Source organism: Vibrio nereis NBRC 15637, assembly GCF_001591105.1.
Taxonomy (GTDB): Bacteria; Pseudomonadota; Gammaproteobacteria; order Enterobacterales; family Vibrionaceae; genus Vibrio; species Vibrio nereis.
In genome coordinates, this window is record NZ_BCUD01000018.1 from 48,373 (window position 1) to 65,874 (window position 17,502).

The window sequence follows — 17,502 nt, forward strand, 5'->3', positions numbered from 1 at the left end:
TGATCGTCTGCCAGAAAACGAAAAATGAATCTTGTTGCGTATTTATACCACCAAGTAAACTCGTTTTCCTTATTAATAAAAACATAAATGCATATGGAGACGTTATGCTTTTAAAGAAAACTCTACTTTCAATGACTATTGCTGCTGCAACTCTTGCTCCGGCTATGCAGGTGGCGAGTGCCCCTATTCAGCTTAACAGTAACGTTGAGCAACAAAATCATATTCCAGCCTCTAACGCTTGGTTGGAAGTGAACCTAGGCCAATTTCGCGACAATATTGAGCAGTTTAAAACGCATATGAGTAGCAGCACAAAGATCTGTGCTGTAATGAAAGCCGACGCTTACGGTAACGGTATTCAAGGTTTAATGCCGACCATCATCGAACAGCAGATCCCATGTGTCGCGGTAGCAAGCAATGCGGAAGCTCAAGCGGTACGTGATAGCGGCTTTAAAGGCCAACTTATGCGTGTACGCTCTGCAGACCTTGCTGAAATTGAAAGCGCGCTTGAGTTCAACATCGAAGAGTTGATCGGGAGCGCAGAACAAGCGAAAGCGCTGTCACAACTTGCAGAAAAAGCAAATCGCGAGATTAAAGTCCACCTTGCGTTGAACGATGGCGGCATGGGACGCAACGGCGTCGATATGACAACAGAAGAAGGTAAGCAAGAAGCGATTGAGATTGCTCAGCAGTCAGGCGTTGGTATTGTAGGTATTATGACTCACTTCCCGAACTACAATGCTGATGACGTGCGCAACAAGTTAGCCTCTTTTAAAACCAACTCTGCCTGGCTTATTGAGAACACAAAGCTTAATCGTGAAGACATCTTATTGCACGTAGCAAACTCCTATACGGCGCTAAACGTGCCTGAGGCACAGCTGGATATGGTTCGTCCTGGTGGCGTATTGTACGGTGACTTACCCACTAACCCAGAGTACCCGTCGATTGTTTCGTTCAAAACACGTGTCGCTTCACTGCACCATCTGCCTGAGAACAGCACTGTTGGCTACGACAGCAGTTTTACCACTAATAAAGAAAGTGTGATGGCCAACATTCCTGTTGGCTATTCAGACGGTTATCCAAGAAAAATGGGCAACAAAGCGGATGTGATCATTAATGGACAACGCGCCAAAGTGGTTGGTGTCGCGTCGATGAACACAACCATGGTAGACGTATCGGAGATTAAAGGCGTAAAACCAGGCTCTGAAGTTGTTTTATTCGGAACGCAGAAGAAACAGACGATTTCCGCGTCAGAAATGGAGCAACACGCGGAAGTGATCTTCCCTGAGCTTTATACTATTTGGGGTACCAGTAACCCACGCGTATACGTTAAATAAACTTCATCTAAATCGGTAAAGTTTAAGTTTCAATTTAAAAGCGAGCTCTGAGCTCGCTTTTTAGATCTCATATCCAAGATCTATCTATTTAGAACTTTTATTTCATGCAGTCTTTAAACGTTGCTTTCCTTCTCTTACCTGCATCACAACCATGGAAAAACTTTCAATTTATTAATTTTTATAAATTTTTTGCAAGAAATGAAACATTATTAATAGACCAAAGTAAGCCGCCTATCTCTATGATTCTTAATTAAAAATCCATACAGCTTTTCGTTCAAATTTAGTTTAATTACTCTATTCCAGCATTGAGCGCCTTATGTGATAGATTCACAGCATCTCGAATCCTGCTTATAATATTATCAAACTCCTCACTAGACTCTCCGACCTATGGCCGCCGATACTGAAAATTCCCTTAAAAAAATCACCGTTGTTTTAGTTAGCTTAATCGTCATTTTCCTCGTATTTCATATCATTGCCGATAGGAAAATTCCATCTACTGATTTGAGCCGTGTACGCAGTTATGTGGTGCCGATTACTCCGCAAGTCAGTGGTGCGATCAAGCAAGTCCATATACAGCCAAACCAAGAGGTACAAAACGGTGATGTCTTGGTGCAAATTGATCCAACCGATTACCAATTAGAACTTGAAAAAGCGCAATACAATTTGCAAATTGCAGGACAAGAAGTTGGTGCTCAGACCGCGAATATTGACTCTGCCCAAGCTCGTTTGAGCGAAGCGCAATCAAACCTAGACAACGTGCGTCAACAAGCTAACCGCGTATTTGCTCTGGTCAGCAAAAAGCTCCTACCTGTAGCAGAAAAAGACAAAGCGAATAACCAATTAACAAGTGCTGAAGCAAATGTACGCCGTGCTAAAGCGGATTTACAGCAAGCAAAGCAAACCTTAGGTAAAGCTGGCCAAGATAACGCAAAAGTACAGTCTGCTTTGCGCGCACTACAAATTGCACAGCTCAACTTAGAGCGTACGACTCTTCGTGCTCCCGCTCACGGTGGTGTGTCTAACTTTCGTTTAGAAGCAGGTTTCTACGCCAACGCTGGTAAACCTCTTATGTCATTTCTGTCGGTCGACGATATTTGGTTAGAGGCGTACTTTCGTGAGAACAGCTTAGAACACATAAAACCAGGCAATAAGGTTGAGCTTACTTTGGATTTTGCACCTGGCCGCGTTTTTCAAGGTGAAGTGGTATCAACAGACTACGGTGTAAACTGGGGGCAGAATGAACAGCTCGGAAAACTGGCTCAAATTAACCCACAAGTGGGTTGGTTGCGTGATACTCAATACTTCCCTGTTACAATTAAATTTTCTGACGACCAAGCAATCGGCTTAAGACGAATTGGTGGCCAAGCTGATGTCATTATCTATTCGGACAACAGTAACTTTTTCTTCGATATGCTTGGAAAAATGTGGATTCGCATCGTAAGCGCGTTGTCATATGTTCGCTAGATTAACGGATTTTCAGCTTACGGTACTGCGTTTTACGTTAGCACTAACACTAGCGATTGGTGTCGCTGCTACGTACAACTGGACCTTGGCGTACATAATGCCCGTATTACTGTCAAAGTTTTTAGTGGGTCGTCAGGCTCCTACTTGGCACACCGTGTATGAACTAGTTCTTGCCATGCTCTGTTTGCTTGGAATAGCCGTGTTCGCGTCCGCGGGGCTAGTCCAATATCCCTTGCCCATGTTACTGGCCATAGGGCTGCTCATGTTCTGGTGCTACTACGGCTTTATTGATCCAAAGTGGAACTTCTTAGCCACTTTGGTTTTGGTAGGGGCAGTTATGATCCCGCTATTTGGTGAAGGCGCATCAAGCAGATCGTTGCTTGTTGCTCTGGGGATAACCACATCTGGTGGTGTGGCTATTGTTCTCTATATACTGGTACACATGCTTGTGCCACACCGTAAAAGTGAAGAAGTGGAACCACCTGCTCTTCCTTCGCAAAAGCAGAGAGTGACCGAAAGTATACGTGCACTGGTCATCGCATTTCCTGTTGTTTTATATGTCTACTGGCTAGGCTCGATTGACTACCTCGTCATGATGATTTTTGTGGTGATCTTGTCACTGCAAGTCACGGTAGAAAATAGTGCTAAGGTGAGTATCTTTTTACTCTTAACCAACACAGTTGGTGGATTAATCACCCTAGTGGCACTCACTCTTATCACATTAAATCCTAACTTATATTTCTATCTGCTCTTAGCTGGGACCATCGCGTTCTTAGCGTCCAAACAGATCTTTTCACAAGGTCAAAAAGCGGCGATTTATGCAGGTATATTTGACGCGTTTTTGGTGATTCTTCTTTCCACCACACAATCTCCGGACAGTGATTTTTCTGCGACGTTTTACCCACGAATCGCCCAGATTCTCGCTGCTAGCGTCTATATGATTTTGGCTGCTGGTATCATGGACTTTTACATGGCAAAGCCAATATTTAAACGGACACAGGATGCAGAAGAAGTGACACCAGCAAGTATCAAAGATTAGTAGACACTTCGTATTGATAATGATTTTCGTTTGCAAGTTTATTTTGGTTTCACTATGCTACTGAGCACCTGAATTAACCTGGCCAACCAGCAAATGAACTCTCATTCTTTCTATGAACATCTCTTTGAGCGTTCTAGACAAATCACGCCCTATCTCGATGGAACGATAGAAGTTATTCCGGACGATGCTCAAGCGCAGAAGATCCTGCATATTGAGCATCCTTGCTCCGAAAATATACGTGAATTGTATGAGACCCTAAAAGCAACGCACCCGGAAGCGGGTTCAGCATACTGGTTAACACGGACTTGGACGCTGCTTTGCTGGCAACCGATCTACGTGGCTTTTGTTTCTATTTATTCCTGCGGTGGTCTTCCCGATTTATTGAAGATTGGCCAAAAAGTTCAGCCTAACTTTATTTCGGGTTATCAGTTTTCTGACAGCCATTACACAGAAGGAAGGACAGAAGAGTTAATTGTGCGCGCAGGAGCAGAATTAGAGCAACTCTTTAGCTACTTCAGGGAAGAAATTAGCCATTGGACGCGTATAAGGCCTGGTTTTACTAACCATCTCATTGCTGATGGTATTCTTGGTTCAATAGTCAGGTTAAATCAGTTTATGCCTGACCTGAACGCAGATTACCTCCACCAACAAGCACAACTATGGCTCTCTGCTTTTAATCTGCCACTAAAGCTCGCCAATACACTGCACTATGATCAGAACAGCAGCAGTTTAAAGTTGATTCGCACTAGCTGTTGCCTAGTTTACAAGTGCGACGGACGAAAGCTGTGCTCTGACTGCCCTAGGCATCCAGACAATAAGCGCAAGCCCTAATACCTTTCAATGCCGTTCAGTGCTATCTACATAATTATTAGTTATGATAATTGTTATCATTTTCATTTAATCATGTTAAAGTCCATATCTCGTAATCATTGATAAAACAATAATTTTGCCATGTATCAACTTGTCGATGCGTCCTTCCAAATAGACAACAAAACGATTCTTACACCGACCAGCGTGACATTTGAAGAAGGGAAAGTGACGACTTTGCTTGGTCATAACGGCTGTGGAAAGTCGACATTGATTAAGTTGCTGAGCCGACAAAATACGCCGTCATCTGGGCGCGTTTTGTTTAACAACCAACCTGTTTCAAGTTTTACCGCGCTCGATTTTGCTCATAACGTCGCTTATCTTCCTCAGCACCCTCCGATCACTGATGGCGTCACGGTACGAGAGTTAGTGTGTTTCGGGCGTTACCCTTGGAAAGGGGCTTTTGGCCGATACAAGCAAACCGATTATGACTTAGTGGATCAAGCGATTGAAAAAGTGGGATTGTCATCTTTTAAAGACAGATTTGTCGCCACCCTTTCTGGAGGAGAAAGACAAAGAGCTTGGGTTGCTATGCTGCTTGCCCAGCAAAGTAAATGCATTCTTTTGGATGAACCAACGTCTGCGCTTGACGTGGCACACCAGTATGAACTGCTGTCACTGATCCGTAAGCTTAATCAATCGATAGGATTGACAGTGATCATGGTCCTCCACGACGTCAATATGGCCGCCAAATTTAGTGACCACCTAATCGCTTTGCATTCAGGTAAAGTTATCGCATCTGGCTCCCCTACCGACATCATGATTCCAGAAACACTCATGCAAATATATGGAATGGAATTGGCCCTGTTCAAGCACCCGGAAACAGGCCAGTCAATCAGTTACGTTCCATAAATCAATACAAAAGGACTCTGTTGTGAAAAAAATATCCGCTCTTTTGTTAGCCCTGCTCTCTTTCAATATCCATGCGTTAGAAATTCAACACGAGATGGGCACAGCAACGTTCAATGAAACTCCAAAGAAAGTGATTGCACTCGATTGGGTATTGGCTGAGACGGTACTCAGTCTTGGGGTGAAGCCACTAGGTGTTGTTGATGTAACAGGATATCAAAACTGGGTGGTGCAACCGCAATTAAACAAAGACGCTGTAGATGTTGGATCCCGACGTGAGCCAAACTTAGAGTTAATTACCTCGCTCAAGCCCGATGTAATACTCATCAGTAAACACTTGGCTCCCGCCTATGAACAACTTAACGCCATTGCTCCTGTGGTGGTTCACAGTGTGTACAACGAGACCAAACAACCCATAGAGGCGGCAAAGTTGGTAACCCTGCAATTGGGAACATTGCTCGATAGAGAGCAAAAAGCGAAACAAGTGATCCAGCAAACACTAGCTATGTTAAAAGCCAATGGGGACAAAGTTCGCTCATCCGGTCAGGCAGATAAACCTCTCCTTTTTGCTCGTTTTATTAATGATAAAACCTTACGCATTCACAGCCAGGGTTCGTTAGCCCAAGCGACAATCGATGTGATGGGTTTAAACAACAGTTGGCAAGAGCAAACCAATGTATGGGGATTTACAACGTCTGGTACTGAGAAGCTTGCTGAACACCAACAAACAAACCTAATGCTGTTTGGGCCGCTTAAAGAATCAGAGCGTCAAAAACTGACAACTTCCCCACTCTGGCAAGCAATGGAGTTTACACGCACCAACTCTGTGTATGAACTCCCTGCTATTTGGACATTCGGTGGATTGATCGCCGCACAGCGATTCAGTGAAAACATAACTCAGCAATTGATAAACAGTAAATGAACTCAAATTCTATCGCCTTAGAAAGCGCGTTTTTCAAAACCCCAAAAGCGCTTTTTACTATCTTCAGCCTTTCTTCGATCATTCTGGTTTTACTGCATATCACGGCCCCGTACTCACAGGGGCTGTCACTACTCTGGGACACCATTTTTAACTTCGATTCTGCTGATTTTAAACAACTGATCACCCATTTAACGTACCTACCAAGACTTACCGTCGCGATCCTATGTGGTTTTGCGCTCGCGGTTTCTGGCTGTGTGATACAGTTTGTACTTAGAAACCCGATAGCGTCACCAACCACTCTTGGCGTAGCGGCAGGCGCTGAACTCGGTATGGTTTTAGGGCTGCTATTATTGCCTGCGGGCTTTGCTGTTTCAGCTTTCATCCCTGCCTTTTTAGGTGGGTGTTTGGCAACAGGGCTAGTGTTTATCTTAAGTGCGCCACGCGGTTTTGCTCCATTACACATGGTACTCGCGGGTATGGTTGTTAGCCTATTTTTGGGCTCAGTAAACACCATGCTGGTGATGTTAAATGAACAGCAGCTCACAAGCGTTTTTGTGTGGGGAGCAGGCGCTCTCAACCAAAATGGCTGGACAAGCGTTCAAACCTTGATCCCACTCATTCTAGTTCCCACTTCTATTTTGTTGATGCTGCAACGACCTTTAGCCGCTTTGCAATTTGGTGATACCGTCGCGACATCTATCGGTGTGAATATCAAGCAAATAAAGCTCGTGTGCCTCTCTATTGCCATTTTTATGACCGCAGCTGTCGTCAGTGAAGTAGGATTGATAGGGTTTGTTGGAATCGTTGCTCCTGCAATCGCTCGAATCCTTGGGGCTCGCAAACTGTCACAACAAATTATTCTGAGCGGTAGTTTAGGCGCAACCATGCTGCTTATTGTCGACTTGGCCATTCAGCCTTTTTCTGGTGTAGGTGGAGAGCTCTTACCAACAGGAGCTATGACTGCTTTAATTGGTTCCCCATTTTTGCTGTGGCTGCTACGGCGTACGAACCTACAAACCGAGCAAAAAGCACGCGACGAAACCACCCTTCACTATCGGCATGTTAACGTAAAACAAGTGGTTGGCGGTTTAACCATCGCGTTACTGGCTGCAACCATAGCTGCGATTGCGATTGGCCGGAATCAGTTAGGCTGGACAATCACTACAGACTGGTCACTGTTTTCACTGCGAGCACCACGCGTTTTTGTTGCGCTGCTGGCTGGTATTGGGCTCGCGTTTGCAGGCACCATCATCCAAAGAATATCCAATAACCCAATGGCAAGCCCCGAGGTTTTGGGGATAAGCTCAGGCGCAGCCCTTGCACTGGTCTTAGGAACATTATCTGGTGTAGTTGTCACCCGAGGTGACCAAATGCTACTTGGCACAATGGGAGCTATAGCGGTCACCTCCATTGTCTGGCTCATGGGTCGTAAGCATAACTTTGCTCCTACACAAACCTTGCTTACGGGTATCGCACTAAGTGCTGGTCTGGACGCTTTTTTGCGCATAGCAATGAGTTCTGATCACGAGAATGCTCGCGCATTACTCACTTGGCTTTCCGGCTCTACGTATCTAGTGTCTGAGCAAGATATTTTCTTGTTGCTGATTGGAGTCACTGTTTTAGGTACACTTTCCGCGCTTTCACACCGTTGGATCGAACTGATCGGGCTTGGAGAAACTACAGCGACCAGCATTGGATTAAATTGCAGCTTGGTAAGATTGTTATTACTGCTTCTTGTCGCCGCATTAACGACTTTGTGCACCATCGTTATAGGGCCTCTGAGCTTTATCGGGCTACTTGCTCCTCATATGGCGCGCTCATTTCATCAGTATCGCGCATTGCCGCAGGTATTAACCGCCGCGATGATAGGTGGAGTGGTGATGGTAACCGCCGACTGGATAGGCCGCACGCTGTGGTTCCCTTGGCAGTTCCCTGCCGGCTTGCTCGCTTCTCTTATCGGAGGCGGATACTTCCTTTACCTAATGCGACGCCAATAACCGCATGATTAGAAAGGTAAATATCTCTACCGTTAGATTTACCTTTCTCACTGTCTCGTATTTAACATTCTGCATAAATAAACAACAAAACAGTATTGATAAGACAAACGATAATAATTATTATTCGCCACAATATTTATGGCCTACAATTAAAGTGAAAGTAATGAAAGAAAAAGGAAGTTTTCCAATCACCGCGACTGCATTAGCTGTCGCAGCTATCGTGTCCCCGGTTGTCAGTCAAGCTCAAGAGACAAGCACATTCGATGAAATGGTCGTTGTTTCAAGCCGCATGCCCAAAGCGATCAGCGATATCCCTGGTACGGTTTGGTACATCGACTCTGCAACAATTGAAGAAGAATACCGAGGCGGTAAAAGTCTCGATGAGATTCTGGCTGCTTCGATTCCATCACTTGATGTGAATAGCGGAGGAAGAACCCATGCTGGCCAAAACCTTCGTGGCCGTAAGATGATGGTAATGATCGATGGCGTATCGCTACAGACCGTTCGTTCAGTTAGCCGCCAACTTGATGCTATTGACCCCTTCAATATAGAGCGTGTGGAAGTCCTTTCCGGCGCGAGCTCTTTATACGGTGCGGGGGCTTCAGGCGGTGTCATTAATATCATAACGAAGAAAGCAACCAGTGAAGATTTGGAATTTGAATCCTTTGTAGGAGGCACTTCCGGCCTAAATTCTAGTGAAGACTTTGACTACAAACTGGCGCAATCTATCTCAGGTGGCAATGATAACGTTCAGGCTCGTGCCTCTGTCGCGTATACCAAAACCCAAGGCTTTTTTGACACCGACGGAGACATCATTACACCGGATATCACTCAGGGCTCAAACCAGTTTAACGAAACGATCGACCTGATGGGCAGTGCGCAAATTGCACTTAACCAAGGTCAGCAATTGAATCTGCTGGCGCAATATTACGACAGCCAGCAAGACTCCAAATACGGTTTGTACTTTGAAAAAGACAGCAATGGCAACTTCAAATTCGTTGACGTACGTGATGGCTACTATGCCGAACGACAGCAAGGCACAGAGCGGAAAATGCTCAGTGCAACTTACAGCAATGACGACTTCCTGAGCCATAACCTCATTGCTGAGCTAGCTTACCGCACAGAAGCGCACAGCTATACACCGTATACGAGCGAAGGTCGAACGTCACTCGCCACCAGCTCCTCTAGCCAAAGTACTGACCTATGGTTAATGAAAATCGCTATGAGTAAATCACTCGGCGCATTAGATTTCACTTACGGTATCGACGGATATTTGGATAGATTTAAAAGCGATAAAGCGATTTACAACCAATCATTAACCGAGAACTCGGGTGGTTTAGTGCATGTCATCGATGACATGGCCGGCCGCTACCCAGGCATTGATACCGACTCTTTGGCAGGTTTTATTCAAGCAGAATATGCAATTACTGATGACTGGTTGGTTCAAGCAGGCTATCGCTATCAATATATGGATACGAAAGTTGCTGACTTTAGAAAAACATCCAGCTCTGATTTAGTGCCAGGTGGCAGTACTGACTATGCCGAAAGCCTATTTAACCTAGGTACGATTTACCACCTAACCCCAACATCTCAAGTTTGGGCAAACTTTTCTCAAGGTTTCGACCTACCACCCGTGTTCAAATACTACGGTAAAGACGCTAACACAAGCGTAAGCAGCTCTAAGCTTGAGGGAATTAAAACAGACAGCTACGAAGTGGGCTACAGAACCGACCTTGAAAAACTGTCTGTCCAGTCTGCCCTCTACTACTCACTATCCGATGCAACAGTTCAGTACGAAAACAACTTCACTGTTTCTGGATTGGTTGATCCTAAACGTATTTATGGCGCAGAAGCTTTGGTGAGCTATTGGGCGACAGACGCACTGCAATTAGGTGTATCTGGCCACTATGTAGTCTCTGAGCTAGAAACCGACAACGGCTGGGAAGACTACAAAGCGATGGAAGCAAGTACATCGAAAGCAGGTGCTTGGGTTGGCTGGTATCAAGAAGACTACAGCCTAAAACTTCAAAGCTTAACCATGTTCGATTACAAGGATGCAGAAGACAGAGAACTTGAAGGCTATACAGTGGTTGACTTCATCGGTAGCTATCAACTACCTGTTGGTAGTCTAGGCTTTGGTATCAAAAACCTAATGGACGAAGACTACGTAACCAGTTGGAGCCAACGTGCAAAATTATGGTATGGCAATTCAGATATGTTTGAATACAAAGGCCGTGGCCGTACGTACACTTTAAACTATCAGGTTAAGTTCTAGTCCATCGTCTAGTGCGATCTAAAGTACAGTAAAAAATAACAAAGGCTGAAGAGCTCATTTCCTCAGCCTTTTTAGTTCAAGCTAGTGTCACAAGTCACTAAACCTGATATTAGAATGCCTTACTTAGACATCGGTATTAGCATTCATTATTTAATTAAGCCCTATTTGTCCTTATTTTCTTCATGCTTTGCCATCGTCTTAAACAACCCTTCCATCATTGATGTTGGCATTGGGAAAAGTATGGTTGAGCTTTTCTCCGCCGCTATTTCTGTTAACGTCTGTAAATAGCGCAGTAAGATTGAATTCGGCTCTGCTGCTAGTCGATTAGCTGCTTCAACCAGCTTCTCCGATGCCTCCATCTCACCAGATGCATGTATCACTTTTGCTCGACGAGCCCTTTCGGCTTCTGCTTGACGAGCGATTGCACGAATCATAGATTCATTCAGATCCACATGTTTGATCTCGACATTGGAGACTTTGATCCCCCAACCATCCGTTCGCGAATCTAGAATTTCTTGAATATCCGAATTGAGCATTTCTCGATTGGCCAGCATTTCATCAAGCTCGTGTTGACCAAGCACCGAACGCAACGTGGTTTGCGCAAGCTGTGACGTTGCCTGTAAGTAGTTCTCAACATTAATGATCGCTTTTTGAGAGTCTACTACGCGAAAATAGATCACCGCGTTTACCCGCACAGAAACGTTATCTCGACTGATCACGTCTTGACTGGGCACATCCATAACGACGGTACGTAAATCGACCCGAACCATTTGTTGGATGACGGGAATAACAATGATAAGACCCGGACCTTTCACCTTTTGAAAGCGACCGAGGAAGAAGATTACGCCTCGTTCATATTCACGCAAGATACGGAACAAACGGACTAAAACGAGCACCACCAACACTACAATTAAAATCGGTGTAAGTAGCTCAGTGTTTACTGGTATTCCCGGCATTTTGTGGACTCCTTGATACTTTTTTGACCTTTAAAGTCAGACCGTCTACCGCGACAATATTGACCTTTTCGCCTTTCGCCACGGGTCGATCACTGGTCGCCTCCCAACGTTCGCCTTCAACATGTACATATCCATGAGTAGCGAAATCATTGAGCACGGTAGCCTCAATCCCAATTAAAGCCTCTTCTCCGCTCACGACTTGTTTTTTGCGTAAGTTCATTAACGTTTTCAGAACAAATACAATCAGTGCCGCCGAACCTATCGCAATGGTATAAATGAGCGACATTGATACTCTTAATTCTGGTAAATCACTGTCGATAAGGAATACAGACCCCAACACAAACGCGACAATGCCACCAATGCCGAGCAAGCCAAAACTCGGTATAAAAGACTCAGCAACAATTAAGGCTATCCCAAGCAGCATGAGCCCCATGCCTGCATAGTTAACCGGCAAAAGCTGGAAAGCATATAAAGCCACTAAAAGAGAGATAGCCCCTGTAATACCGGCAATACCAAAACTGGGGCTATAAAATTCCAGCAGCAAACCATAAACACCAATCATCATTAAGATATAGGCAACATTCGGGTCTGTAATCGTGGCTAAAAACTTGTTTCGCAGATCGGGCTCACGTGGCTCTAACTGGGCGTTTGAAAAGTCCATCTCTAACTGCTGATGTTCCATTTCTAACGTTAAGCCGTTTAACTGATTGAGTAAGTCCTGTGAGGAATCCGCCATAAGGTTAATTACATTCTGCTCTAACGCTTCGGTCGCAGACAACGTAGCCGCTTCTCGCACCGCTTTTTCTGCCCACTCCACATTTCGCCCCCGTAACTGGGCAAGCGAACGTATATACGCGATTGAATCGTTGAGGATCTTCTTCTCCATCGCTGATGGCTCACTAGGTTTTTCTTCCTGTGCTCCGCCCGGCATTCCTCCCCCACCTATCTGAACAGGGGTCGCTGCTCCTAATGTGGTAGCAGGAGACATGGCCGCAATATGACACGCATAGAGAATGTAGGTACCAGCACTTGCTGCCCTAGCACCAGGGGGGTAAACCAAGCAAAGAACGGGAATCTTAGAGGCGAGGATTTGTTGATTAATATCGCGTAGGCTCGAGCTAAGCCCACCTGGAGTGTCGATGGAAATGATGACCGCAGGAGAGTTGCTGCGCAGGTTCGCTCTTTGGATCTCTTTGATTACGTAATCCCCTACAGCGGGACCAATAGCACCACTGATTGAGATTACTGGAACGGTTTGTGAAGAAACGACTTGCTCTTCTTCCTGATTCGCCGTCGCCAGTGTTGTAAACATTAGGAAGCTACTAAAGAGCGCCCATATCACTCGACGATACATTTCTTGTTCCGATACAAACGTATGATTTCAGTGTAGTTGAAAACTGCAGCGTGTGTTCAAAAAGACCAACCTGAAGGTTAACGCCTTGTTACACAGCTGTAGTTGTATGGTGACAAACATCCAACCAACCTATTGCACTTATTGACATATAACTATATATTCACTCGCAATTAATAACGAATACAATAATCATTATCATTTAAAAAATGAAATATACAAATAATCAAAAAAACTCTATTCGCTTGTATACAGGAGCTATAGCCCTAACGTCTTTATCTCTCTTAGTAGGATGTAATGATCATAGCGCTAATAATGACTACGATGCTAAAACAAACGAAACTTCAGCCCCTTTCATATTTACCGCAAAAGTGCAGCATAACGAGGCCGCAGGCAGCACATACATCGTTAGCCAACCTCAGTCTAATATCAATATTGAAGGCACTGTCACAAATGATGGAATAATAGAAGTATCTGTCCCTAGTGGGGCAAAACTAGACTTCCCCTTACAACTTAGCGTTGCGTTAAATATTGATACTTACAAATACATGAGCCCAAACATTGCTTCTCTAAGTAAGATCAGTGCACAAAAACGTGCATCTAAACACTCCAACACCATGGATTACAGTGATACCGCTAACGGTGATGTGACTAACGTGGTTTCACTAGAAAGTACAGCACAGTTCGCATTGGCAGATAGCGATCAAAGTGGATTTCTTTCAGAGCAAGAAATCCAACACCAAGCAGCACAAAGTGCTGAAGCTGATTACGAACTCCGTGTGCAGGATTTGATGATTGCTGCAGAGGTAGCAAAACAAGATTCGAGCAAGCTTTACTATCAAACCACCTATGAGTTGATGGCAGAATTCGTCAGAGACGAGTCAACATTGAATGCTTTCTTCGCGTCAAATAGCGAATCCGTCAAGTTGGCGAAAGAAACTCTGTTTAATCTAGCAACACCATTGAATGAAGAAACAAGCAGTTTCCTACGCTTGGACAAAACTGCTTGGCCGCTAAAAGATCAATCGCTTGACTACCTGAACTCGCCTTGGTCCTGTGTCGATGATATACGACGGGTCTCAAGCAGAGACTACGGCATCCGGTTGTGGCATGAGCCTCAAAGTACTTCTTTCGATCACACGCAGATACAAAGTCTCATCGCAACTTCGAACACAGAATTGCTCTGCTCAAAATCAACATGGCGACTACCTTCAGTTTCGGAGCTAAGTTCACTATTCAAAGGCAGCGATATTCAGTTTCCAAATACATTTCCTAGCGCAAAAAGTGATGATTATTACTGGGTCACAACAGAAAATAGTGAAACCACGTTAGTTAGCTTCGTTTCTGGTACTCCCGTAACACATACGCCATCTGAAGGTTCTACAGCAAAAGTTCTGCTACACAGTTTTGAACCCGTAGAAGTATGGAGAAATATTGAAGCTGTTGACACCCCCGTTGACTTGAGTAGTTTACGAGAAATATACGCAGAATCTCCAGAAAACTGGCCTACGCCAACTATCGATGACGGCGTTGAGTGGCAAGAGTTAGGGTTGCTCAAAGCCGTTCCTTTCCCCGCTGATAACCCTTATACGAAAGAAAAAACTGAGCTAGGGAAAGCCCTATTTTTTGATAAGAGACTCTCGCAAGACAACACTATTTCGTGTGCAAGTTGCCATGAACCTGAACAAGGGTGGGCGGATGGCGTAAGACGCGCGATTGGTATTAACGGACAAGTTGGACCTCGTAATACGCCAACAATTATTAATACCGCGTATTACGAAACTCTATTTTTAGATGGCCGCGTATCTTCGTTAGAAGAGCAATCCCTTCATCCCATTGCGAATCCTATCGAAATGGGCCTAGCGCATGACGACTTATTGCAAAAACTGGATAAAATTTCCGAATACCCTGACCTATTTACAGCAGCATTTGGTGATGACACCATCACGCTAGATCGTATTGCAAAAGCAATTGCAACATTTGAACGTACAATAATTAGTACGGAAAGTGATTTCGATCGATTCCTGAAAGGCGATAAAGAGGCACTGACTAATGAGCAGTTACACGGTTTGCACCTATTCCGCACCAAAGCTCGTTGTATGAACTGCCACAGTGGTCCAATGATGACCAACAATCAATTTGAAAATATCGGCCTAACCTATTACGGAAGAAGCCTAGAAGATCGAGGTCGTTACAATGTCACATACAATCCGCAAGATATGGGTAAGTTCCGGGTACCAATGCTGCGCGATATTAAATCTACTGACCCAACCACTCATCTAGGTTTGTTTAATCTTGCAACCGTTACCTCTACAGGGCGTGTAGTCGGTCTTCTCGCAATGTACAACAACGGTATGACGCGAAACAGGTCAGGTAACTTCCCTCAATACGCTGGAAAATACGATAAGAACTTTCCAAGTGTTTCCCCATTAATCGAACGCTTGCAGCTCACTGCAGAAGAGTTAATTGCGTTAGACGCCTTCATGGCTGCTATATCCAGTGACGTGCGAACTGATAGCGCAACCCCAGAAGAAATGGGTATTCAATAAATCCATTCTGCAGTATGCCTATACTCCATCAGTATGGGCATACTGACTGTTTGTGTTTCAATCTTTATCTTTCAAGCAAACGTGGACTTTAACTTTTGCAGTGTTTTTTGCTATTCAACTATTTACACATAGCCTTAAACGTTATAGTTTTAATTCATTGTCGAGATATTCATACAGGAAATAGTTGTGAAAATAGCAAATACCACTAAAGCACTAGCTCTTGTTGTTACTCGTACCACTCAAATTATTGTCGCGGCTATTATGGTGATTATTCACTAGGCTGGCGGCCATTCTCCGTCAGCCGAAGCTGGCGGAGGTTAACTCTCTTATTTTCTCTCCAAAAGCTTCACTGACGGTCTTAAAACTAAAATAAAGACAGGAAACGTTCAGTGAAAAAATACGATCTTTTAGCCACCGGAATGATGACATTTGCACTTTTTCTTGGTGCAGGAAACATCATCTTCCCGCCTTCTCTCGGTTTACAAGCAGGCACCGCTTTGCTTCCCGCTATGGCTGGTTTTTTATTTACCGCAGTTGGTTTACCAGCCTTTACTCTGATGATTCTTGGCCGTTTAAACAGTAGCGCCGCTCTGACTGAGAAACTTCCCGCTTGGATGGGAACAACATTTTGGGTATTACTGTTTACCGCCATCGGGCCTGCATTTGGTATGCCGCGCGCCGTAACGGTGGCTTATGAAATGGGTATTGCGCCATTCTTTGAGCAAGATACTCTACTACCCTTTACTATCGTATTTTGTATTGTGACTTTTTTACTGGCCTTTAAACCGGGCAAGCTGGTCGACTACATCGGCAAAGTGATGACACCAGTACTGATCCTTATGCTTGTTGCGTTAGCACTTGCCGCGTTTCTTAACCCACTTGATGTTCCGCAATTACCTAGTGGTGAGTATGCGACGGCACCAGTCGTCAACGGCTTGATCCAAGGCTATATGACGATGGATGCCATCGCAGCGGTCGGGTTTGGTTGGGTCATCATCCGTGCAATAACCAGTAAAGGGGTTTCTACGCCTTCAGGTATCGCAAAAGCATCAACACAAGTGGCACTGATCTATGCCGCGTTAATGTCTGCCTGTTATCTCGCGATGGGTTATGTTGGGGCTACGTCTGCTTCCATTGCAGCAGAAGCAACACATGGGGGCACTATCTTGTCTAACTATGTCGCTGCGGCCTTTGGGCCATATGGGCAATGGCTACTGGCGGCCATCATCGTCATGGCGTGTTTAACCACAACGGTAGGCCTAACTAACGCATGTTCAGAGTACTACCAGCAAGCGTTTAAAGCGCCGTTTTCTTTTACCGCAACGGTTGTCGTCATATTGACGGGTGTCGTGGCAAACTTTGGTTTAGAACAAATCATCGCGGCCAGCCTACCCGCTATTCTTGTGCTTTGCCCAGTGGCGTTATCCTTGGTTTTGGCTTCGCTGCAAAAAAGTGCCCAAACAACATTCGCAGCCGTCGTAGTAACTGTTCTGTTTGGCGGTATCGATGCGATGAATATCCTAGGAAAAATGCCAGAAGCATTAAACAGCACTTTTAGCGAAGCATTGCCGCTATATACTGCCCATGCAAGTTGGTTAGTTCCTTGTTTGTTAGTCATGTCAGCTTCTTTGATGAAACGCCGCCTGACCCCACAAATGAGCACGAATGCCTAAAGATCAAGTAAACAAAAGAGCAGCAATAAGTTGCTCTTTGACCGATTGTTTTCAGGTAGTTTTAATACTTTTTAAACGCCAGATAGCAAAAAACCAGCCATGAGCTGGTTCTTTTAATAATGGAGGCGCCTCCCGGAGTCGAACCGAGGTCCACGGATTTGCAATCCGCTGCATAGCCACTCTGCCAAGGCGCCTTTCTGATTTTGAATCTCTTTAAAAGAGATTG

The 17,502-nt window shown here is 44.8% G+C and carries 12 protein-coding genes and 1 tRNA gene; 10 read left to right on the forward strand and 3 right to left on the reverse strand.

Features of this window, described 5'->3' with window-relative positions:
• The first annotated feature begins 104 nt into the window (after positions 1 to 104).
• From alr to VNE01S_RS15795, 8 genes are all read left to right on the forward strand, one after another.
• On the forward strand, positions 105 to 1,334 hold the full coding sequence (gene alr, locus VNE01S_RS15760; protein WP_053394638.1) for an alanine racemase: 1,230 nt from the start codon (positions 105 to 107) through the stop codon (positions 1,332 to 1,334).
• A gap of 387 nt (positions 1,335 to 1,721) precedes the next feature.
• Complete coding sequence (locus VNE01S_RS15765) at positions 1,722 to 2,798, forward strand: HlyD family secretion protein (protein WP_053394637.1); 1,077 nt, start codon at positions 1,722 to 1,724, stop codon at positions 2,796 to 2,798.
• On the forward strand, positions 2,788 to 3,837 hold the full coding sequence (locus tag VNE01S_RS15770; protein ID WP_053394636.1) for a DUF2955 domain-containing protein: 1,050 nt from the start codon (positions 2,788 to 2,790) through the stop codon (positions 3,835 to 3,837). Before VNE01S_RS15765 ends, VNE01S_RS15770 begins: the two co-directional genes overlap by 11 nt.
• 93 nt (positions 3,838 to 3,930) lie before the next feature.
• On the forward strand, positions 3,931 to 4,668 hold the full coding sequence (locus tag VNE01S_RS15775; RefSeq protein ID WP_053394635.1) for a siderophore ferric iron reductase: 738 nt from the start codon (positions 3,931 to 3,933) through the stop codon (positions 4,666 to 4,668).
• A gap of 120 nt (positions 4,669 to 4,788) precedes the next feature.
• Entirely contained in the window at positions 4,789 to 5,556 is a 768-nt protein-coding gene (locus VNE01S_RS15780) for an ABC transporter ATP-binding protein (protein WP_053394634.1), read from the forward strand.
• A 22-nt stretch (positions 5,557 to 5,578) separates the two neighbouring features.
• Positions 5,579 to 6,475 carry an ABC transporter substrate-binding protein gene (locus tag VNE01S_RS15785; RefSeq protein WP_053394633.1) on the forward strand — a complete coding sequence of 299 codons (897 nt, stop codon included), beginning with the start codon at positions 5,579 to 5,581 and terminating at the stop codon, positions 6,473 to 6,475.
• The gene (gene fhuB / locus VNE01S_RS15790) at positions 6,472 to 8,472 is read left to right on the forward strand and encodes a Fe(3+)-hydroxamate ABC transporter permease FhuB (RefSeq protein ID WP_053394632.1); all 2,001 of its coding nucleotides are present in this window, start codon (positions 6,472 to 6,474) and stop codon (positions 8,470 to 8,472) included. Before VNE01S_RS15785 ends, fhuB begins: the two co-directional genes overlap by 4 nt.
• 163 nt (positions 8,473 to 8,635) lie before the next feature.
• Entirely contained in the window at positions 8,636 to 10,747 is a 2,112-nt protein-coding gene (locus VNE01S_RS15795) for a TonB-dependent receptor (RefSeq protein WP_053394631.1), read from the forward strand.
• 161 nt (positions 10,748 to 10,908) lie between these two features.
• Here VNE01S_RS15795 and VNE01S_RS15800 read toward each other — a convergent pair whose 3' ends face one another.
• Together VNE01S_RS15800 and VNE01S_RS15805 are read right to left on the reverse strand one after the other, a co-directional pair.
• On the reverse strand, positions 10,909 to 11,703 hold the full coding sequence (locus tag VNE01S_RS15800; RefSeq protein ID WP_053394630.1) for a slipin family protein: 795 nt from the start codon (positions 11,701 to 11,703) through the stop codon (positions 10,909 to 10,911).
• Positions 11,678 to 13,057: an NfeD family protein gene (locus tag VNE01S_RS15805; RefSeq protein ID WP_053394629.1), complete on the reverse strand. Its 1,380-nt coding sequence runs from the start codon at positions 13,055 to 13,057 to the stop codon at positions 11,678 to 11,680. The genes VNE01S_RS15800 and VNE01S_RS15805 overlap by 26 nt, the downstream gene beginning before the upstream one ends.
• A gap of 368 nt (positions 13,058 to 13,425) precedes the next feature.
• Here VNE01S_RS15805 and VNE01S_RS15810 point away from each other — a divergent pair, with 368 nt between their 5' ends.
• Positions 13,426 to 15,603 (forward strand): cytochrome c peroxidase, encoded by a 2,178-nt coding sequence (locus tag VNE01S_RS15810; protein WP_162208409.1) that lies wholly within the window; start codon positions 13,426 to 13,428, stop codon positions 15,601 to 15,603.
• 389 nt (positions 15,604 to 15,992) lie between these two features.
• Complete coding sequence (gene brnQ / locus VNE01S_RS15815) at positions 15,993 to 17,276, forward strand: branched-chain amino acid transport system II carrier protein (RefSeq protein ID WP_053394627.1); 1,284 nt, start codon at positions 15,993 to 15,995, stop codon at positions 17,274 to 17,276.
• 120 nt (positions 17,277 to 17,396) lie between these two features.
• Here brnQ and VNE01S_RS15820 read toward each other — a convergent pair.
• A tRNA-Cys gene (locus VNE01S_RS15820) sits at positions 17,397 to 17,470 on the reverse strand.
• Positions 17,471 to 17,502 lie beyond the last annotated feature (32 nt).